The 26,438-nt window shown below is 49.0% G+C and carries 23 protein-coding genes; 19 read left to right on the top strand and 4 right to left on the bottom strand.

All coding sequences use genetic code 11. The features are described from left to right. Positions 1–179: 179 nt before the first annotated feature. Together glyA and ACN083_RS06390 are read left to right on the top strand one after the other, a co-directional pair. Positions 180–1,463 carry a serine hydroxymethyltransferase gene (gene glyA, locus ACN083_RS06385; RefSeq protein ID WP_419102002.1) on the top strand — a complete coding sequence of 428 codons (1,284 nt, stop codon included), beginning with the start codon at positions 180–182 and terminating at the stop codon, positions 1,461–1,463. Further along, on the top strand, positions 1,463–2,359 hold the full coding sequence (locus tag ACN083_RS06390; RefSeq protein ID WP_419102003.1) for a bifunctional methylenetetrahydrofolate dehydrogenase/methenyltetrahydrofolate cyclohydrolase: 897 nt from the start codon (positions 1,463–1,465) through the stop codon (positions 2,357–2,359). The genes glyA and ACN083_RS06390 overlap by 1 nt, the downstream gene beginning before the upstream one ends. Before the next feature lie 128 nt (positions 2,360–2,487). Here the strand turns inward: ACN083_RS06390 and ACN083_RS06395 are convergent, their stop codons facing one another. Then, the gene (locus tag ACN083_RS06395; RefSeq protein ID WP_419102004.1) at positions 2,488–3,264 is read right to left on the bottom strand and encodes a GntR family transcriptional regulator; all 777 of its coding nucleotides are present in this window, start codon (positions 3,262–3,264) and stop codon (positions 2,488–2,490) included. A 192-nt stretch (positions 3,265–3,456) separates the two neighbouring features. On the opposite strand from ACN083_RS06395, the gene ACN083_RS06400 reads away from it, so the two are divergent. From ACN083_RS06400 to ACN083_RS06415, 4 genes are all read left to right on the top strand, one after another. Continuing rightward, positions 3,457–3,933, top strand: coding sequence for a hypothetical protein (locus ACN083_RS06400; RefSeq protein ID WP_419102005.1), 477 nt, complete (start codon positions 3,457–3,459; stop codon positions 3,931–3,933). A 7-nt stretch (positions 3,934–3,940) separates the two neighbouring features. Beyond that, positions 3,941–4,792 (top strand): exodeoxyribonuclease III, encoded by an 852-nt coding sequence (locus tag ACN083_RS06405; RefSeq protein WP_419102006.1) that lies wholly within the window; start codon positions 3,941–3,943, stop codon positions 4,790–4,792. A 93-nt stretch (positions 4,793–4,885) separates the two neighbouring features. Further along, a complete protein-coding gene (gene trpS / locus ACN083_RS06410) occupies positions 4,886–5,950 on the top strand; it encodes a tryptophan--tRNA ligase (RefSeq protein WP_419102007.1) in 1,065 nt (354 codons plus the stop codon). Positions 5,951–5,965: 15 nt separating this feature from the next. Then, entirely contained in the window at positions 5,966–6,526 is a 561-nt protein-coding gene (locus tag ACN083_RS06415; RefSeq protein ID WP_419102008.1) for a 2'-5' RNA ligase family protein, read from the top strand. A gap of 87 nt (positions 6,527–6,613) precedes the next feature. Here the strand turns inward: ACN083_RS06415 and ACN083_RS06420 are convergent, their stop codons facing one another. Beyond that, positions 6,614–7,723: a mannose-1-phosphate guanylyltransferase gene (locus tag ACN083_RS06420; protein WP_419102009.1), complete on the bottom strand. Its 1,110-nt coding sequence runs from the start codon at positions 7,721–7,723 to the stop codon at positions 6,614–6,616. A gap of 273 nt (positions 7,724–7,996) precedes the next feature. Here ACN083_RS06420 and sdhC point away from each other — a divergent pair, with 273 nt between their 5' ends. Genes sdhC through ACN083_RS06440 form a run of 4 tightly spaced genes read left to right on the top strand, consistent with a single transcriptional unit; the run spans position 7,997 to position 11,511 of the window. Beyond that, positions 7,997–8,422, top strand: coding sequence for a succinate dehydrogenase, cytochrome b556 subunit (gene sdhC / locus ACN083_RS06425; protein WP_419102010.1), 426 nt, complete (start codon positions 7,997–7,999; stop codon positions 8,420–8,422). 6 nt (positions 8,423–8,428) lie between these two features. Then, positions 8,429–8,917, top strand: a complete 489-nt coding sequence (locus tag ACN083_RS06430) for a succinate dehydrogenase hydrophobic membrane anchor subunit (RefSeq protein WP_419102011.1) — start codon at positions 8,429–8,431, stop codon at positions 8,915–8,917. Positions 8,918–8,960: 43 nt separating this feature from the next. Then, entirely contained in the window at positions 8,961–10,724 is a 1,764-nt protein-coding gene (sdhA, locus tag ACN083_RS06435) for a succinate dehydrogenase flavoprotein subunit (protein WP_419102012.1), read from the top strand. A 1-nt stretch (position 10,725) separates the two neighbouring features. Continuing rightward, complete coding sequence (locus ACN083_RS06440; protein WP_419102013.1) at positions 10,726–11,511, top strand: succinate dehydrogenase iron-sulfur subunit; 786 nt, start codon at positions 10,726–10,728, stop codon at positions 11,509–11,511. Positions 11,512–11,732: 221 nt separating this feature from the next. Here the strand turns inward: ACN083_RS06440 and ACN083_RS06445 are convergent, their stop codons facing one another. After that, positions 11,733–12,500, bottom strand: coding sequence for a hypothetical protein (locus ACN083_RS06445; RefSeq protein WP_419102014.1), 768 nt, complete (start codon positions 12,498–12,500; stop codon positions 11,733–11,735). 534 nt (positions 12,501–13,034) lie between these two features. Further along, complete coding sequence (locus tag ACN083_RS06450) at positions 13,035–13,736, bottom strand: hypothetical protein (RefSeq protein WP_419102015.1); 702 nt, start codon at positions 13,734–13,736, stop codon at positions 13,035–13,037. Between the two features lie 549 nt (positions 13,737–14,285). Here ACN083_RS06450 and ACN083_RS06455 point away from each other — a divergent pair. The 9 genes from ACN083_RS06455 (at position 14,286) to ACN083_RS06495 (ending at position 26,438) form a co-directional block, all read left to right on the top strand. Next, complete coding sequence (locus ACN083_RS06455) at positions 14,286–15,539, top strand: amidohydrolase (protein WP_419102016.1); 1,254 nt, start codon at positions 14,286–14,288, stop codon at positions 15,537–15,539. A gap of 259 nt (positions 15,540–15,798) precedes the next feature. Then, a complete protein-coding gene (locus ACN083_RS06460) occupies positions 15,799–16,896 on the top strand; it encodes a BMP family lipoprotein (RefSeq protein ID WP_419102017.1) in 1,098 nt (365 codons plus the stop codon). A 171-nt stretch (positions 16,897–17,067) separates the two neighbouring features. After that, positions 17,068–18,672, top strand: coding sequence for an ABC transporter ATP-binding protein (locus tag ACN083_RS06465; RefSeq protein ID WP_419102018.1), 1,605 nt, complete (start codon positions 17,068–17,070; stop codon positions 18,670–18,672). After that, positions 18,669–19,958 (top strand): ABC transporter permease, encoded by a 1,290-nt coding sequence (locus ACN083_RS06470; protein WP_419102019.1) that lies wholly within the window; start codon positions 18,669–18,671, stop codon positions 19,956–19,958. Before ACN083_RS06465 ends, ACN083_RS06470 begins: the two co-directional genes overlap by 4 nt. Then, on the top strand, positions 19,958–21,244 hold the full coding sequence (locus ACN083_RS06475; protein ID WP_419102020.1) for an ABC transporter permease: 1,287 nt from the start codon (positions 19,958–19,960) through the stop codon (positions 21,242–21,244). The genes ACN083_RS06470 and ACN083_RS06475 overlap by 1 nt, the downstream gene beginning before the upstream one ends. 91 nt (positions 21,245–21,335) lie before the next feature. Continuing rightward, positions 21,336–21,770, top strand: coding sequence for a cytidine deaminase (locus ACN083_RS06480; RefSeq protein WP_419102222.1), 435 nt, complete (start codon positions 21,336–21,338; stop codon positions 21,768–21,770). A gap of 48 nt (positions 21,771–21,818) precedes the next feature. After that, complete coding sequence (locus ACN083_RS06485; RefSeq protein WP_419102021.1) at positions 21,819–23,126, top strand: thymidine phosphorylase; 1,308 nt, start codon at positions 21,819–21,821, stop codon at positions 23,124–23,126. Positions 23,127–23,173: 47 nt separating this feature from the next. Then, on the top strand, positions 23,174–25,132 hold the full coding sequence (locus tag ACN083_RS06490) for a hypothetical protein (RefSeq protein ID WP_419102022.1): 1,959 nt from the start codon (positions 23,174–23,176) through the stop codon (positions 25,130–25,132). A gap of 103 nt (positions 25,133–25,235) precedes the next feature. Continuing rightward, positions 25,236–26,438: an adenosine deaminase gene (locus ACN083_RS06495; protein WP_419102023.1), complete on the top strand. Its 1,203-nt coding sequence runs from the start codon at positions 25,236–25,238 to the stop codon at positions 26,436–26,438.

Here is a 26,438-nt window from a genome sequence, read left to right on the forward strand (position 1 = left end):
ACCTGCTGTGACAGAAATATCAAAAATATTACGATACGCAAAAATTTAGCTGAAGTAACACATGTACGTAGTGCGGGTAACACTAATACACTAGATGAGTAGTCAACATTCACTCAGGGCAACCGCCCTTGAAAAGCTACCTCCGCCCCTGTACTGAGCTTGCCTCTTGGAAGGAACGCATGATGTCTCACACCGAACAGGTCACCAACCTCCCATTATCTCAAGTAGACCCAGAAGTTGCCGAAGCTATCACCCAAGAACAGCTACGCCAACAAAACACCCTAGAAATGATCGCTTCAGAGAACTTCGCCCCACGCGCAGTCCTCGAAGCTCAAGGCTCCGTACTGACCAACAAATACGCTGAAGGATACCCATCTCGCCGATACTACGGCGGCTGCGAATATGTTGACATCGTCGAAACCCTTGCTATCGAACGAGCCAAAAAACTCTTTGGGGCAGAACACGCCAACGTCCAACCTCATGCCGGCGCTCAAGCAAACAATGCCGTGATGCACGCACTACTCAACCCCGGCGACAAAATCATGGGACTCTCCCTCGCACACGGAGGACACCTCACCCATGGAATGAAACTCAACGTTTCCGGAAAACTCTACGACGTCGTCGCCTACGGTGTCGACGAAGAAACCGGACGCGTAGACATGGGGCAAGTACGTGAACTAGCCCACGCCGAAAAACCGCAAGTTATTATCGCCGGATGGTCCGCATACACTCGTCACCTAGACTTCGCCACCTTCCGAGAAATTGCTGATGAAGTAGGAGCATACCTCTGGGTTGATATGGCGCACTTTGCTGGTCTCGTCGCTGCAGGGGTACACCCCAACCCTGTACCCTACGCACATGTCGTCTCCTCAACCGTTCACAAAACCATTGGTGGACCTCGCTCCGGATTCATCCTCTGCACCGAAGAACTCAAGAAAAAAATTGATTCTGCAGTATTCCCCGGGCAACAAGGCGGACCTCTCATGCACGTCATCGCCGCCAAAGCAACAGCCTTCAAAATTGCTGCAAGCGAAGAATTCAAAGACCGCCAAGAGCGCACACTCGCCGGTGCCAAAATCCTCGCTGAACGCCTAAGCCAACCCGACATGGCAGAAGCCGGAATTCACCTCATTTCCGGAGGAACAGACGTTCATCTTGTCCTCGTCAGCCTCGTCAACGCAGAACTTAACGGCAAAGAAGCAGAAGACCTCCTCCATACCGTAGGAATCACCGTCAACCGTAACGCCGTACCCAACGACCCCCGCCCGCCCATGGTCACATCAGGGCTACGCATCGGCACACCAGCCCTCGCAACCCGCGGATTCGATGAAGAAGCCTTCGTCGAAGTATCCGACATCATCGCTGAAACCCTCAAACCAGGTGCAAATATTAAAGCCCTGCAACAACGAGTAACAGCACTATGCGAAAAATTCCCCCTCTACGACGGTATTCAGGAGTGGTAATGACACAAATACTTGACGGAAAAGCAACCGCACAAGCCATCAAAAAAGAACTAGCACAGCGAGTAGAAGCCCTCAAAAAACAAGGCATAACCCCCGGGCTAGGAACCGTTCTTGTCGGGGACGACCCCGCATCTCACTCCTACGTCGGAGGTAAACATAAAGACTGCCAAGAAGTTGGCATTGCCTCCTTACGGCGTGACCTCCCGGCTGAAACTACTCAAGAAGAACTAGAAGCTGTTCTAGAGGAGCTCAATAACAACCCAGAATGTACTGGATACATCGTTCAGCTACCTCTGCCTGAGCACTTAGACACCAATCGTATCCTCGAAAAAATTTCCCCCGAAAAAGATGCCGACGGGTTGCACCCCACGAACCTCGGAAAACTCGTCCTCAACGTCAACGAACCCCTTAACTCCCCGCTGCCATGCACTCCACACGGCATCGTCGAGTTAGGTCGCCGTCACGGTATCGAATGGGCTGGTAAACACGTTGTCGTACTTGGTAGAGGTATTACTGTTGGCCGACCATTAGGCCTTTTACTGACTCGCCGTGAAATTAACGCCACCGTAACTCTCGTCCATACTGGAACACAAAACCTCGATGAAATCCTCCATAGCGCAGATATTATCATTGCTGCTGTTGGAGTCTCTCACATCATCAAAGAACATCAGGTGCGCCCCGGCGCCGTAGTCTTTGACGTAGGAGTTTCCCGCATCTTCGACGAAGACACCGAAAAATACCGTCTCAGCGGAGATGTCAGCCCAGAAGCCGGAGCTAAAGCAGGTTGGGTCTCTCCTAACCCCGGTGGTGTTGGCCCCATGACCCGAGCCATGCTACTTGTAAATGTTGTAGATACTGCAGAAAGAATGGCGTCACAACTCTCAACAGATCTATAACAAGTTCATACAAAATCAAAGATGGCGGTTTTTATGTTCTAGATATTCAACAGAACATAAAAACCGCCATAAACATTAAAACTATTTACACTAAAATAGTTCAAAGCTAAATAGCTTAAAGTGGTTAGCTACCTACCAGTACGCGAAAGCCTAAACTCATAGTCATACCTATCAGCACGATATAAACACACGGTACTTTCTACCGCAATACCGCGATCAGTATAACCAATCTTCTCCACCCTCAACGCCGCAGAACCAGATGGAACGTCAAGCGCTTGAGCTTCCTCTCCCGTCACAAGCGTGGCACTGACACGGTGCGTGGCCTTCTCAATCCGATAACCACTACGCGTAAGCTGTTCGTCCAAAGAACCATGAGTCTCCGGCTCTACATGAGAAAAAACCTCCTGAAGAAAATGAGCTTTTTCATAGCACATCGGTTCAGTATCAGCCCGACGAATCTTCACAATCTCAATCACCCTTGTTCCTACCGGAATCTCAAGATTCTTTGCTGTCTGAGCATCCGCCCCCATCGGGTGACACCTCAACGTCGAGGTATCAGGCTTCTGCCCACGAACATCCATATCTTCGGTATACGAAATCAGCCGTGGTTCCTTCGCATGCAAATAGCGGTCTGCAACATACGTACCAGAACCCTGAACGTTATATACCAAGCCTCGACGTTGCAACGTTGCAATAGCACGCCGAACCGTATCACGACTAATATTAAAACGCTCCTGAAGTTCTCTCTCTGTCGGCAAAAGAGTATGGGGTGCACCCTGATCAATATATGTTGTACACAAATAATGCGCTAAACGAAGATATTTTGGCGAATTGCTCGAAGGCAACTCGAAAGATGCAGAAGTCTGTGCTGTCGCGTCCATCGTCATTGAATCTTCGCTAGTCATAGCTTCATACTATCTGCTTAAAGTACAATTCTTGAGTTTTTTCGCCCCTGACGATGCAATAACTCAAAACACGATACGGCATATACTACAAGTCTTCATCTCACAGAATTTTCACCACCGGTTAAAACTATGAGGAAAGCCAAGCTCCCCACTATCGTGCTTGGACCTTCAAGCACTGGCATAATGATAAGTATGCAATCTTCCGGTTCAGACACAACAGCACGTACCCAAACACTCTCAAAAGCTCTCATCGGGGCAAGCCTTGGGGGAGGTATCCTCCTCGTCCTCTGCATTCTCGCCATCTACCAAGCCTCGCACGAAGAATCTGTGCTCGGATGGATTGTCGCAGGTATCCTGCTGGCATGGCTAGGGGTTGCCGGATACCTCGCCATCATCGTGACACAACAAGCCCGCACCACCCAAAAAAATCAAGAACTCTTCCTCCAAGCACGTCGAGCAGAAGAAGACGCCATGCTCGACGACAAATTATCTCACAGCTTCCAAATCGTTCTCGTACAATCAAAAGTCATCGCAGAACACCTCCACTCAGATGCACAAGATGCACCTGCCATGATTGAACGAGCACTAGACACCATCAATACCACAGCCTCCAACGGCATGAGCATGATTAAAGAAGCTCAAGGGCAGAACAACGCAGAAAGAGACTAACCACCCCATGACAAGAACACTTAAAACCCTACGTATTGCCAGCGTCAACGTGAACGGCATCCGCGCCGCATACCGTAAAGACATGGAAAGCTGGCTCAACGAACGAGACATCGACATCCTCTGCCTACAAGAAGTACGCGCACCCGACAAAATCGTACGAGAACTACTCAACGAAGAAAACTGGCATATCCTCCACTCAGAAGCTGTCGACAAAGGACGTGCCGGAGTCCTCATCGCGACAACACGGATCCCACACAAGAACTCCATCCTTCCCGCTACAGAACCGACCAACACCCGATCACATATCGGCGAAGAATACTTTGAACACTCTGGACGATGGGTTGAAGCAGACTACATTCTTCCCAACGGAGAACAACTCACCGTTGTCTCCGCCTACGTACACTCCGGAGAAGTAGACACCCCCAAACAAGACGACAAATACCGTTTCCTCGAACGAATGCTCGTCCGCCTTCCCGAACTCGCTCAACACAGCGAAAACGTTGTCGTTGTGGGAGACCTCAACGTCTGCCACACAGAACGAGACCTCAAAAACTGGAAAGCAAACCAAAAACGAGCAGGATTCCTCCCCGAAGAACGTGCCTACTTCGACAAGTTCTTTGGACAAAGCGGATACGTCGATGTTGCACGTTCGCTTGCTGGAGACGTCGACGGCCCATACACCTGGTGGTCCTACCGTGGACAAGCTTTTGACAACAACGCAGGATGGCGTATCGACTACCAGATGGCAACACCCGCCATGGCACAACGCGCCATCAGCTCAGTTGTTGACCGTGCCGCATCCTACGACCAGCGTTTTAGCGACCACGCACCTCTTGTCGTCGACTACCAATTCGCGTAGCACACGAGTCAAAAATCTTAACACCTTCGAGGACTTTGATACCCTCATGGTCAAGACCCCGTCACAACACGCCAACCCATTGAAGGACACACCGTGGCAGAAGAAACCACCAACACCATAGACCGCGCACTTATCCCCAACGCGTCCAAAGGAAAACCCCGCGCTTTCTCCGGCGCCCAACCATCATCCGACTCCTTACACCTAGGAAACTACCTCGGCGCAGTAGAAAACTGGGTGCAGATGCAAGAAGACAATGAATGTCTCTTCTTCATCCCCGACATGCACGCTATCACCGTACGTCAAGACCCAAACGTTCTTCGTGAACGTACCCGAACCATTGCCGCACAATATATTGCTGCCGGAATTGACCCACAAAAAACACCTCTTTTCGTGCAATCTCACGTACCTGAACATGCACAACTCGCATGGGTACTCAACTGCATTACCGGCTACGGTGAAGCCGCCCGCATGACCCAATTCAAAGACAAATCCAGCAAACAAGGCTCCGAGAACACCACCGTCGGACTCTTCACCTACCCCATGCTCATGGCAGCAGATATTTTGCTATACCAAGCAGACCGTGTCCCAGTAGGCGAAGACCAACGTCAGCACCTAGAACTTACCCGCACTATCGCACAACGCTTTAACTCTCGCTTTGGCACCACCTTTCTCCTGCCAGAACCGCTAGAGTTCCGCGAAAGCGCAAAAATCTATGACCTACAAGATCCCACCTCCAAGATGAGCAAATCTGCCCAAAACGATAAAGGCATTATCTGGTTGCTCGACGACCCCAAGAAAACCGCCAAAAAAATTAAGTCTGCGGTAACTGACGACGGATCAACCATCGCCTTCGACCGAACCGACAAACCGGGCGTATCAAACCTCCTTGCCATCTATTCAGCAATCACCGGACGCCCTATCGAAAACATCGTCGAAGAATACGACGGCAAAATGTACGGGCACCTCAAAGTCGACCTCGCTGAAATTCTCGTACAAACCCTAGCGCCTATCCGTGAACGTTCTCTGGAACTGCTTGACGACCCAGCCGAACTCGATAAACTCTTGGCGGTTGGTGCGCAACGCGCTCGCGAAATTGCGTCTGTGACGTTGCAGAATGTCTACGAGCGTGTGGGCTTCATAGGTGCGACGACGCTTTAGCTGAAGAGCCCTTTGATGTCTTTATCGTCTTCTGCTGTGCGAGCTTTAGAGCTTGACCGGCATTTGAGCGTTATTGCGCCGGTACAAGGCGAGTTATCTCGTCTTGTCCGGTGCTGGCAGGGTGCTCATGGTGTGGCTGAATCTGTGCAGACGAGTCATCTAACAATTTTTTTATATGAGCCTACTCCTTCGACGAAAGATATGGTGCTCTCATCCTTGGTGAAGGCCCTATATGGGCAATACTCTTTTAGCGTGTCTATGGGGGCTATTGAGAGCTTCATGCCGTTATCTGAGGTGAGTTATCTGCCCGTGCTAGAGGGCGCGGCAGACTTGATGGCTTTACGTCAGCGGTGCATTGATGCGGTAGGGGAGTCTAGCTCTCCTTTTACCTACGTTCCGCATCTGAGCGTATCGAATCGTTTGGGGCAGAGAGCTCTAATGGATTCTTTGCAATATTTTGCGTCGTTACCTTCTGCCGCTGAACGTTTTGTCGTAGATCATCTTCAAATCTGTGAGCATGTTCAAGGGACTTGGCGTTGTCTTAGGACGATTCCGCTAGGTACGAGTCATGATTAGGTTCTAGCTGGTAGGTCTGGCGGATACAGTAAAGCCTGTCTTATCGTTGTTGCGATAAGACAGGCTTTACTCTGTTGAGTTTCTTTTTTAGAGGAGCTCGTTGAGGTTGAGCTCCTTAATGTCTGCAACAGTGTTTTTCACTGCTTGAGCTTTATCTCGTGTAGTAATGAGCAAGGCATCGGGAGTGTCAACCACTACGAGGTTTTCAATACCGATAACAGCAATTTTGCGTTCTGCATGGGTGACAATAAGCCCTGAAGAATCTTGGTTGAGGACATTGCTCTTTTCGCCTAATACGGTGAGCTTTTCACCTGTTTTCTCTTGGTTCAGGCGGGTGACTGCGTCGAAGTCTCCTACGTCGTCCCACGTAAAGGAGCCTGGCACCATGGCGACATCTCCTGCGACTGCTGCTGGTTCTGCAACAGCGTAGTCGATGGCCGTTTTGGGGAGAGTATCCCATAGTTTTTGAAGAGTTTGGTGCTGTTGTGGGGTGTCCCAATCTTCTGCGATGGCGTTAATTCCGGCGTATAGTTCTGGTTCGTTTTCTTTGAGGTGTTTGAGCATCAGTTCTGCTGGTGCTACAAACATTCCTGCATTCCAGGTGTATTCTCCGGAGTTCACATAGTCTGCCGCTGTTGCTGCGTCAGGTTTTTCGACAAACGACTCTACGGCTAGAGCTGAGGGGGCATTGTCGATACCGAGCGAAGACTTTGCTTTGATGTATCCAAAAGCTGTGGATGGTTCGGTAGGGGTGATACCGATGGTCACGATTTTTCCGGTAGCTGCAGTTTCTACCGCTTCTTTGACTACTTTTTGGAATTCCTCAACCGGTGTGATGACGTGGTCAGCAGCGAAAGAGCCAATAATAGCTTCTCGATCTCTTTTGTAGAGGATAGCGCAAGCTAATCCGATAGCTGCTGCCGAGTCTTTGGGGGAGGGCTCAAGGACGAAGTCGGTGTCGTTGAGTTCACGAACTTGTTCGCGTACTGCTTGAGCGTGCGATTCTCCGGTTACAATCATCACTGAGCTTTGGGTGAGTCCGCTGAGCCTGTCGTAGGTTTGGCGTAGTAGTGAAGATCCGTTACCGGTAAGGTCTAGTAAAAACTTAGGTGCGTGTGCCCGCGATAATGGCCATAGGCGGGACCCTACCCCACCGGCCGGAATGAGCGGGTAAAACTTATCTAATGGTGTTCTCATCACCTCTAAGAATAGCGAATTTTTACGTCATAATTCTGAAAATTTTTTGAGATGTCTAACTATTGCTGGTCACTTTTTACGTCCAATGTGATGAGGATTTCCCTTGTTCTCGCGGAAAAGTTGAATATCGGCATAAAAATTTGTGCTAATTACGCTAAAATAAGCCGGTTTTTTATCAACTAACTGTCAATAAAACCGTAAGTGAACTGGTACTGTGTGTGACTAGATGAACACACATTAATTAGCTATTCGACGGCAGACATCGCTTGTTTGATGAGCCAAAACAGGGTCAGCCACGAACAGCTTGCAGGAGGTTATTCAGTGCCGAATAATTCACGAGGAACCTTGTACCGCGGCCGTGAAGGCATGTGGTCTTGGGTAGCTCACCGCATCACCGGTATCGCTATTTTCTTTTTTCTTCTTATCCACGTCTTAGATACCGCTCTTATTCGAGTTTCCCCCGAAGCCTATAACTCCGTGATGGAGCTTTATAAAAATCCCATCATGGGGCTAAGCGAAGCAGGACTTGTGGGAGCTATCGTATACCACGCCTTTAACGGTATTCGCATTATCCTGATTGACTTTTGGAAAGATGGCGCAAAAAACCATAAAAAAATGCTTTGGGGAGTCCTCCTTCTCTGGGCCGTTGTTATGGTTCCTTTCCTCATCCGCCACATGATTAACACTTTCGGAGGCTAACGCATCATGGCTGTTTCACCACAGAAAATCAAAATTTCTGCTCCGAGAAGCAAAGACAACACCGTTAACGGAGTCAAATACAACCGCTCTAGCTCAAAACGCAATAACTTCGAAATGTTCGCATGGCTTTTCATGCGCATCTCAGGTGTTATTCTCGTTGTCCTTATCTTTGGACACCTCTTCGTCAACCTCATGATGGGTGAAGGCGTTCACCGTATTGACTTTGGTTTTGTTGGCGGTAAATTAGCTCAACCTTTCTGGCAGGTCTGGGATTTACTACTGTTATGGCTTGCAATGTTGCACGGCATGAACGGTATTAGAACCATCATCATGGACTACGCAGAAAAAGACAGCACCCGCCTGACCCTAAAACTAGCGTTGTTCTGTTCTGGCGCTTTTGTTCTTCTGATTGGAACTCTCGTAATCTTCACGTTTGACCCATGCCCAACTGGTGCGGCACCAGAACTATTACCTTCTTTCTGTACCGCCCCATAAATAGCTGAACCTACTACTAGATTTTAGAAAAGAGCATTTTCACATGCAGGTACATAAGTACGATGTCGTTATTATCGGTGCTGGTGGAGCTGGCATGCGTGCCGCCATTGAAGCCGGCACTCGCGCTCGAACCGCCGTTTTGACCAAATTGTACCCAACCCGTTCCCATACAGGAGCCGCTCAAGGTGGCATGTGCGCGGCCCTCGCCAACGTCGAAGAAGACAACTGGGAATGGCACACCTTTGACACCATCAAAGGTGGCGACTACCTCGTCGATCAAGACGCCGCCGAAGTCATGGCTAAAGAAGCAATTGACGCTGTTCTTGATCTAGAGAAAATGGGTTTGCCCTTCAACCGTACCCCCGCTGGACGCATTGACCAACGTCGTTTCGGCGGACACACTCGCGACCATGGTAAAGCACCTGTACGTCGTGCATGCTACGCTGCAGACCGTACCGGACACATGATTCTTCAAACGCTCTACCAGAACTGTGTAAAGCATAATGTGGAGTTCTATAACGAATACTACGTTCTCGACCTCATCATGGTTGAAGACGAGAACGGACAGCGTCGCCCCGCCGGAGTAGTCAGCTACGACCTTGCTTCTGGTGATGTGCACGTATTCCAAGCAAAATCCATTATCTTTGCCTCTGGCGGTTGTGGAAAAATCTTTAAAACTACGTCTAACGCACATACCCTCACCGGTGACGGTATGGCGATTGCTCTACGTAACGGTATTCCGCTAGAAGATATGGAGTTTGTGCAGTTCCACCCAACGGGTCTTGCCGGTCTAGGCATTCTCGTATCGGAAGCTGCTCGCGGTGAGGGCGGTATTCTACGTAACTCTGACGGTGAGCGTTTCATGGAACGTTATGCTCCCACCATTAAAGACCTTGCTCCACGTGATATTGTGGCGCGTTCTATGGCAAACGAAGTGCGTGAAGGTCGCGGTTGTGGACCGAACAAGGATTATGTTCTTCTGGACTTGACCCACCTCGAACCAGCCCACATTGATGCGAAACTTCCTGACATCACGGAGTTCGCTCGCACCTATCTAGGTGTTGAACCGTACACCGAACCTGTTCCGGTGTTCCCTACCGCACACTATGCAATGGGTGGTATTCCCACCAACATCGAAACAGAAGTGTTTGCAGATTCGGAGAACACTATCCCCGGTCTTTACGCCGCTGGCGAGGTTGCGTGCGTATCTGTGCATGGTTCTAACCGTTTGGGCACGAACTCTCTGCTTGATATTAACGTTTTTGGTAAGCGTGCTGGTATTAAAGCGGCAGAGTACGCTGCTTCTGCAGAGTTCTTACCTATCCCTGAGGACGCCGCAAACCGCACTTTAGAGCTTTTGACGTCTCTACGCGATGGCAACGGTACCGAAAAAGTTGGTGTTATCCGTAAAGAACTGCAAGATGTGATGGACGCCGATATGCAGGTGTTCCGCACGGCCGATACGATTCGTAATGCTCTTTCAAAGATTGCAGAGTTAGAAGAACGTTATCAGCGTATTTCTATTCAAGATAAAGGTAAGCGCTTCAACCTTGATTTGTTGGAGGCCGTCGAGCTGGGCTTCTTACTTGAGCTCGCTAAGGTGATGTCTGTTGCTGCTTTCCATCGTCAAGAGTCTCGTGGCGGTCACTTCCGTGAAGATTATCCGGATCGTGATGACGTGAACTTTATGAAACATTCGATGGTATATCGAGACGAAAACTCAGAGTTTGAGGGTATTAGCGGTCTTCGTTTTGGTACGAAGCCTGTTGTCTTTACCCGTTATGAGCCGAAGGAACGTAAGTACTAAAATGTCTGATTTTGAAGCACGTGAACCAGAATCTAAGGTTGCTATCGCCTCGGAGCAAGGTGGCTCCCAAGGTATTAAAACCTATGATGTGACGGTTAGAATTCGTCGTTATAACCCTGAAGTTTCGGATCAAGCGCATTGGGACGAATTCAAGGTGACGATGTACGGTACCGATAGGGTGCTTGATATCTTGCACAAGATTAAGTGGGAGATTGATGGTTCGTTATCGTTCCGCCGTTCATGCGCTCACGGTATTTGTGGTTCTGATGCTATGCGTATTAATGGTAGAAATCGTTTGGCGTGTAAAACCTTGCTGAAGGATTTAGATATTTCTCAGCCGATTACGATTGAGGCCATTAAAGGTTTACCTTGTGAAAAGGACCTTATCGTAGACATGGAACCGTTCTTCCAGTCGTATCGTGAGATTATGCCATTCTTGATGAATGAGGGGCATGAGCCAGAGCGTGAACGCTATCAGTCTGTTGAAGATCGTGAACGTTTTGACGACACAACAAAGTGCATTTTGTGTGCAGCGTGTACGACGTCCTGCCCTGTGTTTTGGACGGATGGCCAGTACTTTGGCCCGTCGGCTATTGTGAATGCTCACCGTTTTATTTTTGATTCTCGTGATGATGCTGGTGATATGCGTCTTGAGATTCTCAACGATAAAGAAGGCGTGTGGCGTTGTCGTACGACGTTTAACTGTACTGATGCGTGTCCTCGCGGTATTCAGATTACGAAGGCTATTGCCGAGGTGAAGCAGGCTATTCTAGCTCGTTCGCTTTAGAACAGACGTAGCTTACGTACCTATATCGGGGGGGTACTCTTTCCCTTCTATGATGTGGTGCCAGTTTCTATAGAAACTGGCACCACATTTTTATACTCGCTGTGATGGGGGGGGACTTGTCCTTGCGACAGCACAAAGCCCCTTGACGTATGAATCCATACGCCAAGGGGCTTTGCTTTGCCTTTAGTTTTCTTCTATGTGAAGAGAACTTTTAGGAAGCTTTAGCCGCCGGTAGAGATGTCACCGGAACGAGGAGTCCCTGTGAACCCTTCAGAACCTTCACAAGTGCCACGAAGAACTGGCTGGTTATTACCGTCGTCGCTATTAGGTTGTAGGGTCTTACCGTTGAAGATAACTTCAGTGTCATAACCTCTTCTGGTTGCATTACCAGTGTAGGAGAACTTAACGGTTGGGTAGCAATTACCATCGATGATGACGGGCTTATACTTGCTGTTGTTAACTTTTCCATCACGGAGAGGAATGGTAACGCCGACGTTGTAGGTATCAATTCCGTTGGAGGAAACAACACCAATATGGCTACCTGGGTCAATGTTAGATGAGTTTGAGGAAGAACCGTTATCCCAAAGGAGCTTTGCGACACAGTTAACTTCGCTAGTAGATATATCGGTGTTTGCGGTAAGAGTAACAGTGAACTTACCATCAGCAGTGCGTGAACGCTCTGGAGGAGTTACGGATAGCGACCAACGACCGCTCTTAGAGTAGTTAAGACCGGGAACACGTGCGCTTTCTGCGTCGAATACCCAGCTAACGCTCTCGCCTTTTTTCATTTCACCGCTTGGGGTGATAACAGAGAGGCCAATAGTGGTTCGCTGTGCGTTAACGTTACCGGTACCAAAGAAAAGATCACAGATACCACCGTAAGGTTTATCTGTAGAAGATGCGTATGCAGGAACAACAGCAGAAGCAGCTACAACAGGAGCTGCCCATGCTGCACCCTTAGCCAGGGTACGGCGTGAAATTTGAGTCATAAGTATATTTCCTTCTCAAAAAGATGCTAAGTGAAGATAATCGGGATACGTCACCAGCTACGCCCCACTACCTAGAGAATACGAATGCACTAAGGTGCATACTCTTCGAGATCTGCATCGGGCAGAGTGTCCATGCTCTATTTAGGGGACAGAACTAGTTTCCCGTTAATAGTATCAGCGAATCCTTAGAAATAAAGTGGGATTCTGTGGAATTCTCATCCTAGGAGGGGAACAAAGCGAGTTTTGAGAAGGTTGGCGTTCTCATAAAGACCCACATCAAAAAAATCAGAAGAGTGGATTTTTAAGAGATGTTTCAGTTTTTGTTCTGCATATGAGCATGTCAAGATGCAGAAAAATTAATATTTAATAATGAATAATAATTGTGCTTGCGGAATCTCTGCCTCCTGTGTTGGTTTAGAACCATAGGCGACGTGCTACTTTGTGATTTTAATATCTTTTTGTGGTGCGGGCTTACGGAAGGGTGTTTCTTCTGTAAGCCCGCACAGCTTCTCGAGCGAGTGAGCTGTGATGGCTTTAGACTCGACCGTCCTGATTTGGATCCCAGCCAGAAGCGCCTCGGCGCTTATCGGGGGAAGCCCTATCGATGGTGTCGTAGTCAACGACAAGGTTGCCGTCTTGATAACCGCGAATACGAACTCGGTCGGCGCGAAGATCATTGGGGAAGAAACCTTTGGCTCCAGTGAATACTTTGAAGCCAACGCTAATCGTGCCCTTTTTAGCACTGTGCTTATCAGCAAACTCAGGGGTGGTAAAAGTAATCTTTTCAACACCCGTGCTTGGGTCGTACTGAACATCGGAGACGTTGGTTCGAGGGAAATCTGTAGGTATAGCTGATCCACCGTCGTCTGAGGCTAAGTCCTCAATTTTAAGATCACGCTTATCCTTGATGATCTTTCCTTTGTCATTCTCCACGGGAATAATTTCGACTACCCAGTTCATCTCTGGGATTGTTGAGCGTACAGGGAGGAGGAAGTGGAAATTGCCTTGACGTAAAAATGAATGTGAACCTACGCCGCGCTGGTCGATGTAGAACGGGCCACAAGAGCCATCAAGTTGGCATAACGTCAAAATGTTCGAACTTGCTGCGTATTCTGGTACGCCGGTGGAGCTACGCACGCTAGGTGCTGCCCATGCTGGTGCACTGGAAGCTATAGCAAGAGGGGTGGCTATCGCTGCCCCTTTTGCAAGTGTGCGCCGTGAGATGTTTTGAGTCATTGGGTGTATTCCTTATGGTGCTTCAATGATTAGGTACGGAAAGATAAAAAGTATGCAGTTGTTTTGTTAATCACTGTCGCTACATCTGAGCTGTTGCTAGCTTGAATAACTAGTTTGCACACTGTCCCTTAACTGAGTGCCCTATATTGGTGGACAGCGATAACAATCTCAAGGTTAGTTAGAGAACGCTGAATTTTCAGTATTTTTCCTCTTATTAAGTACAGGTTGGGTAATTTTTTAATAAAAACCTATCCCTTTTTTAGGGGACAACGTTTCAAGTTTGAGCTTACTGTTTCAAAAGTGATGTTACATCTCCTTGGAAAACCTTAGTGTGAGTAGTGAAAAATCTTTTAATGTGCTTGTAACATGCTGAGTATTTATATTTTTTTATCAAAAAATATATAAAAAATAGATTAAAAATGTTTCTCTAATCACATATTGAATAGATTGATTTTGGCAACTCCTATTGTTAATTGAAAATTATCTCTTGGGAACAAAGAATCTGAGAAAAATGTTTGAGAGGCGCCTAAAGCGCGATACATTAGAAAAATGGCACAGAAACCCGCATTGGCACTTCTTGACGAAGAAGGTGCTGTTATTGGCGCTCGTATTGAGCATCTCGTTGGCGAATTGCAAGAATTCCGTAAAATTGTCCACAAAAACCCAGAACTCTCCTTTAAAGAACACCACACCACAGAACGAATCATCACCCGATTACAAGCCGCCGGCATGAGCCCCCAGCGCTACAAAAACACCGGATGCTACGTAGACATTGGAGAAGGTGCCATCGCCGCCGCGCTACGGGCAGATATTGACGCCCTACCCATCAACGAATACACCGGCTTAGACTACAGCTCCACCCGCCCCGGCATCATGCACGCCTGCGGTCACGACATTCACCAAACCGTCATGCTCGGAGTCGCACTAACACTCTGGGAAATACATCAACAAAGCCCGCTCTCTCGGACTATTCGCATCATCTTCCAACCAGCTGAAGAACAACTCCCCGGCGGAGCCGTAGAAGTTATCGCTCAAAACGCTTTAGAAGGAGTCCCACGCGCCTTCGCTTTACACTGCGAACCAAAAGTGGATGTCGGAAAAATCGGAACCCGAATCGGCCCCATCACTTCAGCCTCAGATACCATCAAAATACGACTCACGGGACGCGGTGGACACACCTCACGCCCACACCTCACAGAAGATCTCATCTACGCGATGAACCAAATCGCTATCAACGTCCCAGCAGTTCTCTCGCGACGAATCGATGTGCGCTCAGGTGTACTCCTCGCATGGGGGCAAATTCAAGCAGGTGTTGCACCCAACGCCATCCCCTCTGAAGGCTACCTTGCAGGAACGATGCGTTGCCTCGATGCCCAAGCATGGTACCAAGCCGGAGAAATCCTCGATGAGGTCGTCGAACAAGTTGCAGCACCCTACGGCGTCACCGTCGAACTAGAACATATCAAGGGAGTGCCACCAGTTGTAAACACCGAAGACGAAACAACCATGGTCGAAAACGCGGCACGAGCAGAACTTGGCGAAGACTCCGTCGTTCTCGTCGAACAATCTATGGGCGGAGAAGACTTCGCATGGATGCTTCAAGAAGTTCCCGGAACCATGATACGACTAGGAACAAGAACCCCCGGCGGTATCACCTATGACCTTCATCGAGGAGACTACAACCCCGACGAAAGAGCTATCGGGTACGGGGTACAGGTTATGGCATCTACTGCACTACGAGCCGTACGCTGGGAAATCGCAAAACGTTCTGCCGAACAATTCCGAACGAGCAACACCTACTAAATAACCACAGAAAATAAGTGTTACAGGAAGAAAAAATTGAACCAGAAAAGAGATAGTGGCTAGGCTAAACCTTGAACACCCACCAACGCGGACAGATGACAGTGCCCCGCCCCACGGAGTGTGATACGACATAACCACGTGTGAGCCATTACTATATAACGTATATACCGCACTCTCATCCTCAACAGAGCTAGGACGGCAGAACCTTTCTGGCACACCATGAGTGCACCCCCACTCAACACATCATGAAGGGACGACGATGACCAATCGTAAACGTTTTGCAGCAACAGGTTCAGTCTTGGGCATCTCAGCTATGCTTCTTGCAAGCTGTGGCGCAGCACCCGAAGCATCCTCCGGCGACTCACAAGCTAAAGACTCCAACTTCAAAGGTTGCATCGTCTCTGACTCCGGCGGATTCGAAGATAAATCCTTCAACGAAAACTCCTACGCTGGACTCAAAGCAGCAGAAAAAGACTACGGCATCCAAACTGCGCAAGCAGAATCAAACTCCGATTCTGAGTTCGGACCTAACCTCACCAACATGGTCCAAGCAGGTTGCAATATCATCGTCACCGTTGGATTCTCACTAGCAGACGCAACCAAAGAATACGCAGAACAGAACCCCGATATCGACTTCACCATCGTCGACTACGGCGACATTGACGTCAAAAACGTTCGCCCCATTGTTTACGACACAGCACAAGCTGCATTCCAAGCAGGTTACCTTGCTGCAGCTCAAAGCAAGACCGGCAAAGTCGCAACTTACGGCGGTCTAGAAATCCCCACCGTGACCATCTTCATGGACGGCTTCGCTCAGGGTGTCAAGTACTACAACGAACAGAAAAACGCTAACGTTCAGGTTCTCGGCTGGGACCATGATGCGAAAAGCGGAACCTTCACCGGAGACTTTACCGACCAGACCAAAGGTAAAACCAACACCCAGAACTTCCTCGACCAAGGTGCAGACATCATCCTTCCTGTCGCAGGACCTGTAGGTGCCGGTACTCTTGACGCGGTCACCGAATACAACTCAAGCCACCAAGATGCACCCGCATCCGTAATCTGGGTAGACTCCGACGGCTACGAGACCAACCCGAACTACCAGGCCATCATCCTCACCTCCATCCAGAAGAAGATGAAAGAAGCTGTAGAATCCACCATTCACGACAGCCTCGAAGGCAAGTTCACCTCCGAAAAGTACGTTGGAACCCTCGAAAATGATGGTGTTGGACTCGCTCCATTCCATGACTTCGAATCCAAAGTCTCTGACGAAACCAAGTCTGAACTTGGCACCATCAAAGACAAAATCATTTCTGGTGAAATCACTGTCAACACCGACGGTACACCACAGAAATAAAACCTTATAAGGCTCAGTGGCTGGCACTAAGAGGGCAACCTTCTCGTGCCAGCCGCTCAGCACTTAAAACTCCACCACATATTCACACGGATAACCCCCGCTCATACGCTTAAGAGAACTACCCCACATCCCTCAACAGCAGAGTCTGAGCAATGACAAGAAAGCGCATCGATGAAACTCGAACTGCGAAAAGTCACAAAAAAATTTGGTGATTTTACCGCAAATGACAGCATTGATTTAGTCGTAGAACCAGGTACCGTTCACTGCCTCCTCGGCGAAAACGGTGCCGGAAAATCGACACTCATGAACGTCATCTACGGACTCTACGAACCTACTGACGGGCAAATCCTCATCGACGACAAGCCAGTCGAATTTTCTGGGCCCTCAGACGCCATGGCTGCTGGCATTGGCATGGTACACCAACACTTTATGCTTGTACCCGTCTTCACCGTTGCCGAAAATATTGCGCTCGGATCAGAAGAAACGCGCGGAACCATCCTCAACCTTGAAGCAACCCGCACCAAAATCCGTGAAATCTCTCAACGCTATGGGTTCGACGTAGACCCAGACGCCGTCGTTGAAGACCTCCCCGTAGGTGTACAACAGCGCGTAGAAATCATTAAAGCTCTCGTACGAGACGCCGAAATTCTCATTCTTGACGAACCCACTGCAGTGCTCACACCAGCAGAAACTGACCAGCTGCTAGGCATCATGGATCAGCTACGCAAAGACGGAAAATCACTGCTATTTATCTCCCACAAGCTACGAGAAGTACGTGAAGTATCAGACCATATCACCGTGATTCGGCGAGGAAAAGTCGTTGGAACAGCTGACCCCAGCGCAACCACCGACGAACTGGCATCACTTATGGTCGGAAAAGCCGTCAAACTTGTCGTCGAGAAAGACGCCCCACAACTAACTGACGCAAACTTCATCGTTGAAGACCTCAACCTCATCTCTGAACAAGGCGTGCCACTTCTCAAAAACGTCAGCTTTAACGTTCGCGGAGGCGAAATCCTCGCCATCGCCGGTGTGCAAGGAAACGGGCAGACTGAACTCGCTGAAACTATCATCGGGCTACACCCTAAAGCACACGGTTCGATGAAACTAGGAGAGACCGAACTCCTCGGAAAAAACACTCGACAAGTACTCGACGCCGGTGTCGGATTCGTCCCAGAAGACCGCAACGTCGACGGACTAGTAGGTTCCTTCTCTATCGCAGAAAACCTCATCCTAGATCTTTATAACCGCAAAGAATTCTCACAATACGGCACACTGCGTAATAGCGAAATCGCTCATAATGCAGAAAGAGCCATTAAAGAATTCGATATCCGAGTCGGTTCACAATACGATGCAGCCTCAACGCTCTCTGGCGGTAACCAACAAAAAATCGTCGTTGCACGAGAACTCACACGAGATCTCAAACTCTTTGTCGCATCACAGCCAACTCGCGGTGTAGACGTTGGCTCCATCGAATTTATTCATCAAAGAATCGTTGAAGAACGAGACAAAGGCGTACCCGTCATCATTATCTCTACAGAATTGGACGAAGTGCACGCCTTAGCAGACCGTATTGCTGTCTTCTTCCACGGAGAACTCATGGGCATCGCACCACCGGAAACGCCACGTAACGTCTTGGGTATGATGATGGCTGGAACCCCCTACGAAGAAGCCCTCAAAGCATCGGGGGAAAGCTCCACAACAGATATCAATACCCCCCAACATCAAACCCCCGAAACAGAACATATCCCCTGGGCAGAAGGAGACCAAGCATGAGCGCCGAAGGAAAATCCACCGTCGCAGAAGCCACCGATACCGTGCTCACTGCTTCCGAAACTGTACCGCCGGCACACACACAACCCTCTGAAAAAGAAAAACTTCCTGTACTGACTCGTATACTATCCGGCTCCGTCAGCTTGTCCTTTTTCGCACTACTTGCTGCACTCATCGTCGGCGGTATTCTTATCGCGGTCACTGACCCTGCAACGCAAAAAGCGTCACGCTACTTCTTCGCCCGACCGCTAGATACACTTAGCGCCGGCTGGGATGCAGCGACCAACGCTTACCTCGCACTATTTAGAGGCGCTATTTTCAACTATGAAGCGAGCACCTTCACTAAAGCGATATATCCGCTGACTGAAACTCTCACGGTAGCAACACCCCTTATTTTTGCTGGTCTTGCCGTAGCTATCGCATTCCGTACCGGACTCTTTAACATCGGCGCACAAGGACAAATCATCCTTGGCGCAATCGTTGCCAGCTACGTTGCCATCAACTGGCACCTACCCAGCTACTTACTACTACCTTTTATCGTTCTTGGCGGTATTCTCGGCGGTAGCCTCTGGGGTGGTTTAGTCGGATTACTCAAAGCAAAGACTGGTGCGCATGAAGTCATTCTTTCTATCATGCTCAACTACATTGCTGCGAACCTACTTCTTTTCCTCCTCAAAACACCACTATGGCAACGCGAAGGAAGCTCAAACCCCATTTCACCTGTACTAGCAGATGAAGCAATCTTCCCCAGAATCTTTGGACAAAGCTTCCGTCTTCACGCAGGATTCATTCTCGCCTTACTAGCAGTATTTTTTGTTTCGTGGCTTATCAACCGTTCAACTATCGGATTCAAACTTCGAGCAGTAGGGGCAAACCCTCATGCTGCAAAAACTGCGGGCGTATCTGTTGCTAATGGATACATTATTGTGATGGCTATTGCTGGTGCGCTAGCAGGTCTTGCCGGTGTCGCCCAAGTTTCAGGAACCGAAAAAGTCCTGAGTACAGGTATCGCTTCCTCCTATGGTTTTGACGCTATTACTGTGGCGCTTCTTGGCCGAGCAACACCTGTCGGCACTCTTCTCGCTGCTCTTCTCTATGGGGCACTTCGAGCAGGCGGTGTCACCATGCAGGTCAGCACCGGAACGTCTGTAGACCTTGTCGACGTGGTTCAGGCACTTATCGTGCTCTTCATTGCTGCACCACCACTGGTACGAGCCATTTTTAGGCTTCCAGACCCCGACAAGCCCAAAAAGAAGAAAAAAACTACTCAGTCCGCGGAGGCAAAATAATGAGCACGACAGCTGTTATCGACACCGCAACGCCACAAGATACCGTGCTCGTGCGTCACTGGAAAAACACGTGGATTTTCGGCACACTAAGCGTCATCTCGCTACTAGTCCTTGCCTTGAACGCTCCTGCCTCGCGCGTGGTACTTGGCCTGTCCACCAAAGATGATGTCATTCAACTTCCAGCGCTGAACCTCTCAACGCCAACAACGGGTTGGGCTGTTACCGCCGTCCTCATTGCCGTCACCTTATGGTGTGCTAAGCTCACGTTCTCCGGTAAGAAAACACCGCTATACCTCTCAGCTATTTTCTGGTTCTCTTTTATCTTTGGCGTGCTCATCTGGGCTATCGGCTCTGCACGTATGACCGAAATATCGTTGATTACCATCCTTACCGGTGCTGTTGCTCTTTCAGTCCCCATGATTTTTGGTTCGATGGGCGGACTCCTTTGCGAACGCTCTGGAATCATCAACATTGCGATTGAAGGTCAACTTCTTTTCGGTGCATTCTCTGCCGTACTTGTTGGTTCTATGACAGGAAACCCTTGGCTTGGGCTAATCGCGGCAATGATTGGTGGCATGCTGGTATCTTTCCTACTAGCAACCTTCTCCATTAAATATCTTGTTGATCAGACCATCGTTGGTGTTGTGGTGAACGTCCTCGTCTCAGGACTTACCGGATTCCTTTATTCTCGTGTACTCCAACAAGATGCGGCACACCTCAACTCTGCTCCTCGTTTACCTAGCTTTGAAATTCCGGTTCTTTCACAAATCCCTGTGATTGGTCCAGTACTATTCAACCAGTCCGTTATCGTTTACCTGATGTACATTGTGGTTGGTACGATTTGGTTCTCTCTGAACAAAACACGTTGGGGGCTTCGCACCCGCGCGGTTGGCGAACATCCCCAAGCCGCAGATACCCTTGGCGTCAACGTGAACCGTCTACGCTTTAGCAATGTCATGATTGCTGGCGCTGTTGCTGGTATGGGTGGAGCTTTCTTCACTCTTGTTGCGGTGAGCTCCTTCAACGCTGATATGACGGCAGGGCAAGGCTACATTGCGTTGGCTGCACTAATTTTTGGTCGGTGGAAACCACTTGGTGCGTTGAGCGCCTCACTTCTTTTTGGTTTCTCGTTGCAGATGCAGTTCATCCTTTCTGGACTTGGAACGGATATTCCTACTGAACTATTGGCTATGCTCCCTTACGTCGTAACGATTCTTGCAGTGGCCGGTTTGGTCGGTCGTTCGCGTGGACCTGCAGCAGCCGGTAAAGCGTACACCAAGGGATAAATCACTCCCTGTACCACGAGAAAACACCGATGATGAGGTTTCGATAGTGCACACTGTCGGAACCTCATCGTGCCCTCGGGCGCAATACACAATACGTTTACACCCCAAGGATTCCTGCATGAGCCATCGTGAAACTTTAGAACACCGCATTAACTGGGAAAAACTCACAGAACATGCCACCTGCGCGATGAAAAAATCCTATTCACCCTATTCACAATATGCAGTAGGGGCAGCGGCTCTTACCGACGACGGCAGAATCATTACTGGCTGTAACGTCGAAAATGCGTCTTTTGGGCTTACCTTATGTGCTGAATGTTCCCTCATCTCAGAGCTTTTTAGAACAGGCGGAGGGAAAATCCTTGCCTTTACGTGTGTGGATAAAAATGGTGAAGCACTCATGCCTTGTGGACGGTGCAGACAACTACTCTACGAACACAGCACTAAAGATATGCTCATCAAAACAGTGAGCGGAATACTTTCTATCGAACAGATGCTTCCCGACGCTTTTGGGCCTGAACGGCTCTGAAAACATTCATACTAGACTTAACCGACACCTTTGACGGAGGAAAAACACATGTCGTACGAACCATTCGACGCGGTAGATGTTATTCGCGCTAAACGAGATCGCGAAGAACTTACTAAAGAACACATTGACTGGGTGATTGACGCTTACACTCGTGGAGTTGTCGCTGACGAACAAATGAGTGCACTTGCCATGGCAATTTTTCTGAACGGAATGAGTGCTACTGAAATTCAGCAGTGGACTCAAGCCATGATTAACTCGGGTGAACGACTAGACTTTTCTTCCATCGTTGGTGCTGGAAAGAAAATTGCAACCAGCGACAAACATTCTACCGGCGGTGTGGGAGATAAAATTACGTTGCCACTAGCACCATTGGTAGCAGTCTACAACGTTGCGGTTCCTCAACTATCTGGTCGCGGACTAGGCCATACCGGTGGAACACTCGATAAATTAGAATCCATCCCTGGTTGGCAAGCATATTTGAGTAATGAACGAACTCTCGAAATACTCTCGGACGTAGGCGCTGTTATTTGTGCCGCCGGAACTGGTCTCGCACCTGCAGATAAGAAGCTATACGCGCTACGTGATGTCACTTCCACTGTAGAGGCTATACCACTTATCGCAAGTTCCATCATGTCTAAAAAAATTGCTGAAGGAACAGATTCTCTGGTGCTTGATGTAAAAGTTGGTTCTGGTGCTTTTATGAAAGATGTTGACTATGCACAAGAACTAGCACGTACCATGGTGCGTTTAGGAACAGATGCCGGTGTTAAAACGACAGCATTGCTGACGAACATGGACACCCCGTTAGGGCTGACCGTTGGTAACGCGTGCGAAGTGGAAGAGTCTGTAGAAGTACTTGCTGGTGGTGGCCCATCTGATGTTGTTGAACTGACGGTGGCGCTTGCACGCGAAATGCTCCGTTCCTGTGGCATTGATGAGGACCCCGCTGAAGCTCTCGCTGATGGTCGTGCTATGGATAAATGGCGAGCAATGATTAGCGCCCAAGGTGGAGATCCCGATGCCGCGTTACCTCAAGCACGTGAAACTCACACTGTTTACGCAACAGAAACTGGTGTGCTTACCCGTCTTGACGCTTTGGGAGTAGGGGTTGCTTCTTGGCGTTTGGGTGCTGGACGAGCTCGTAAAGAAGACCAAGTGCAAGCTGGTGCTGGAATCCGTCTACACGCTAAGCCAGGAGACACCATACGCGCTGGTGACCGACTCATGACACTAATGACCGACACTCCCGAACGCTTTGAACGAGCGTTAGAATCCTTAGAAGATGCTTATACTATCGGCAAAGAATATGAGCCTCAGCCGCTGATTCTAGGTAAAGTGAGTACTGAACAGCAGTAAACTACTCGTAAGAACACTCACCGTTCGCACCGAAGAAAGAGAACATCATGGGACTTTTTAGCCGTCGTAAAGACAAGAAAGCTGTTGAATCGGCAGTAACAGCACAACCGGCAGCACAGCCTGTTGAACAGCCTGTAGAACCAAAGACCCCTGTACAGGAACAGACACCAAAACCTTCCGTAGAAGAAAGTGCCTCCACTTTCTCTGCCTTTCAAGAGCTCAACGAACAGAGTGCTTTGCATTCTCTAATTCGTATGATGCGCTCTAAAGGTGAAGGCCAACTCACCCTCGACCTGAAGCAAGAGGGCAACGACATGCTGTTGACCTTTGAAGAAAATGGCAAAAAAATTGAAGAAACCATTGTTGTTCCAGGAAACTCTTGGTTTGAAAACGTTGCGGCGCTCTACACCGAAGAAGAGGAAGGCTCACGCGGGGCATGGACTCGTGCGCTGATTATTCTGCTGGGAACAAACGCTCAGGTTTCTTACCTCAACTCAAAGAATGAGACCTCTTGTAACCTGCATTATCGAGTAGAGGAAACGGCGGACGAACCAGAAGAGAAAACGTCTGCTACAGAAGCTACAGAAGTAGCTGGAGCAGAAACACTGCCTGAAAATCAGCAGAATAATATCGCTGATGATTCTCCTATCGCTCGTGTTGCAGAACGTTTTGAATCCGCATTTCCTGCAGACAAAACATCGAACGCAAATATTGCTGAAGCAGACGACTCTGCTGAAGAGAATACTTTTGCACCAGTAATAGCGGATGCTCACTCACGTTCTGAGGAATCATCACCTGCTGGTGAAACTCTCAACGCTGAAAGCTCAACAGCTGAGGAAACTACAAGGGTCGATACTACGGCGGCGCAAACAGAAGCTGTTCAAAGCGGCACGAGCAATAGTGTCGAAGAAGCTGAAGAAACTTCTGAAACAGCCACTGCAGAAGTCACCGCAGGAACTGAAACTACAGCAGAAGCCACCACAGAAACTGAAACTACAGCAGAAGCCACCACAGAAACTGAAACTACAGCAGAAAGTGGCGAACATGCTCCTCAGAACCTCGACGATAACACCTCGTCATCAGCACAGGACTCAAACACCGAAAAAGCGGAATCAGAAACAGACCGTTCTGAACCTCATGCACGTCTTGCTGTTGCTCGCCCCTCAACCGTAGCAACCGCTGAAACAACAACAGATACCAGCGCAGAACTCGCTGAAGAATCTTCACACGAGGCCGAAACTTCTTACACCAATACCGAAAACAGCGAGAACACCCACGCGAACATCGCTGACGAGTCAGACACAACTACTCATAATACCGATGCAGACACCTTCACCTCTGCACACGATATTTCACTGGTAACCGCGTCACTACCAGAACACGTTGACGACGAATGGGAAGAAGACACCGACACCCTCGTTGCTACACCAGCTACCAACGTCCGTGGAACAGACCTACCCGAAGACGCACATGGTGTAGACGTAGCACCCTCCTACAACACCCCCGTAGAAGAAGTGCAACCTCCTTCTACAACCGAATTAGCAGAAGGAAACCTCGTCCTTACCGAGGCTCAGGTCGTCGCCCGACTACTCAAAGCACAAGAACAACTTTTCGGAGAAAACGGTACCGCCCGAGACGTCTCCACCGTGCTGATACGTGTTCGTGCCCTTGGCTCCTACTACGATGCGTTAACACACGTCCGCCGTAACGGTTTCTGGGATCAACAACGAACCTTCGACCTCATCCCCGAAGACGTCCTCGCCATCTTGCAGCTCAAAGCAGATTCTTATAAAGAAGGCGCAGGCTCACCACTGGCGATGAGCCTACGCTTCACACCTGGAATCCCGCCAGTAGCATCCTTTAGCTACAACGATGAAGGGGCTTTCGCCAAATACCAAGACACCCTACCGGCACAGCAATACGTTGAAGAGCTCAGACTCTTCCCACGTACCGGAGCAAACATCCCTGAACACATGAACAGGGCGCTTGCTTCATGGACGCTCTAAAACTTTAGGGCGTAAGACGCTGTCGAGGAACTTCACTATTGGAGCTACTCGGCAGCGTTTTCGTATCAACTTCAAACACTATATTGATCAAGGAACACCGAACATGACCCAACTTGACGAACAATGGATACAAAAATTACCCAAAATTTGTTTACACGATCACCTTGATGGTGGATTGCAACCACAAACGATGATTGATATCGCACAAGAAATTGGGCATGAACTACCCAGCACAGAACGTGAAAAACTTCAAGAATGGTTCTTTGAAGCAGCAAATTCTGGTTCTCTTGAACGATACCTTGAAACGTTTACGCACACTTTAGCCCTCATGCAACGAGCAGAAGATTTGCGACGTATCGCTCAAGAACACGTACTCGCGTGCGCGGCGGACGGCGTCATTTATGCAGAGGTTCGATGGGCACCAGAACAACATCAACGTGCAGGACTTAGCCTCGATGAGGCAATCCGAGCTGTAGCAACAGGGCTTAACGACGGTATGGAGATGGTAGCTCAAACTGGTGGAAGAGTTCTTGTCAATCAGATACTGTGTGCGATGAGAGACCACAACAATTCACGACAGATAGCAGAACTCGCTGTTAAATACCGTTCATGGGGCGTGGTCGGTTTTGATCTTGCCGGAGCAGAAGAAAATCACCCTGTAGAACAACATCGTGAAGCTTTAGAGTATTTAGCAGAGAACTTTATGCCAGTCACTATTCATGCCGGTGAAGCTGAAGGGCTACACTCGATTCGCTCCGCATTATTAGTCGGGCGAGCGCTACGTATCGGGCACGGCGTACGTATTACTGAAGACTTTTCATATACGACAGCTGGAGAGCTCGACCCTGACGGGAAAATAATGCCCCAAACCCCTAAAGACCAGAAGATTCTTCAGCTTGGTGCGCTCGCTAGCTGGGTTAAAGATCGTCGTATTACTTTAGAGATTTGTCCGTGTTCGAATATTCAAACGGGCGCTGCTTATGCTGTTGAACATGGTGTTGTGGATTGTTCTCGTGTCGCTAAGAGTCTTGCAGAGCATCCCGTTAACGCTTTGCGTGAGGCTGGTTTTGCCGTGACAATTAGTCCTGATAATCGTTTGATGAGTGGTAGTAGTGTGACTGCTGAATTCGTGCATTTAGCGAAGAATTTTGGTTATCAGGTGCAAGATTTCTTTGAACTAACAACTAATGCTATTGAAGGTGCTTTTATTTCGATGGAGGAGAAACAGCATCTGATGCGTGCTGTTCAGGGTGCGTATATGAGTGTTTTTGAACAACAGAATAGTGTGGAAGAGGAAGAGAACTAA

Origin of the sequence: Rothia sp. CCM 9418, assembly GCF_048512825.1 — a bacterium.
GTDB lineage: Bacteria > Actinomycetota > Actinomycetes > Actinomycetales > Micrococcaceae > Rothia.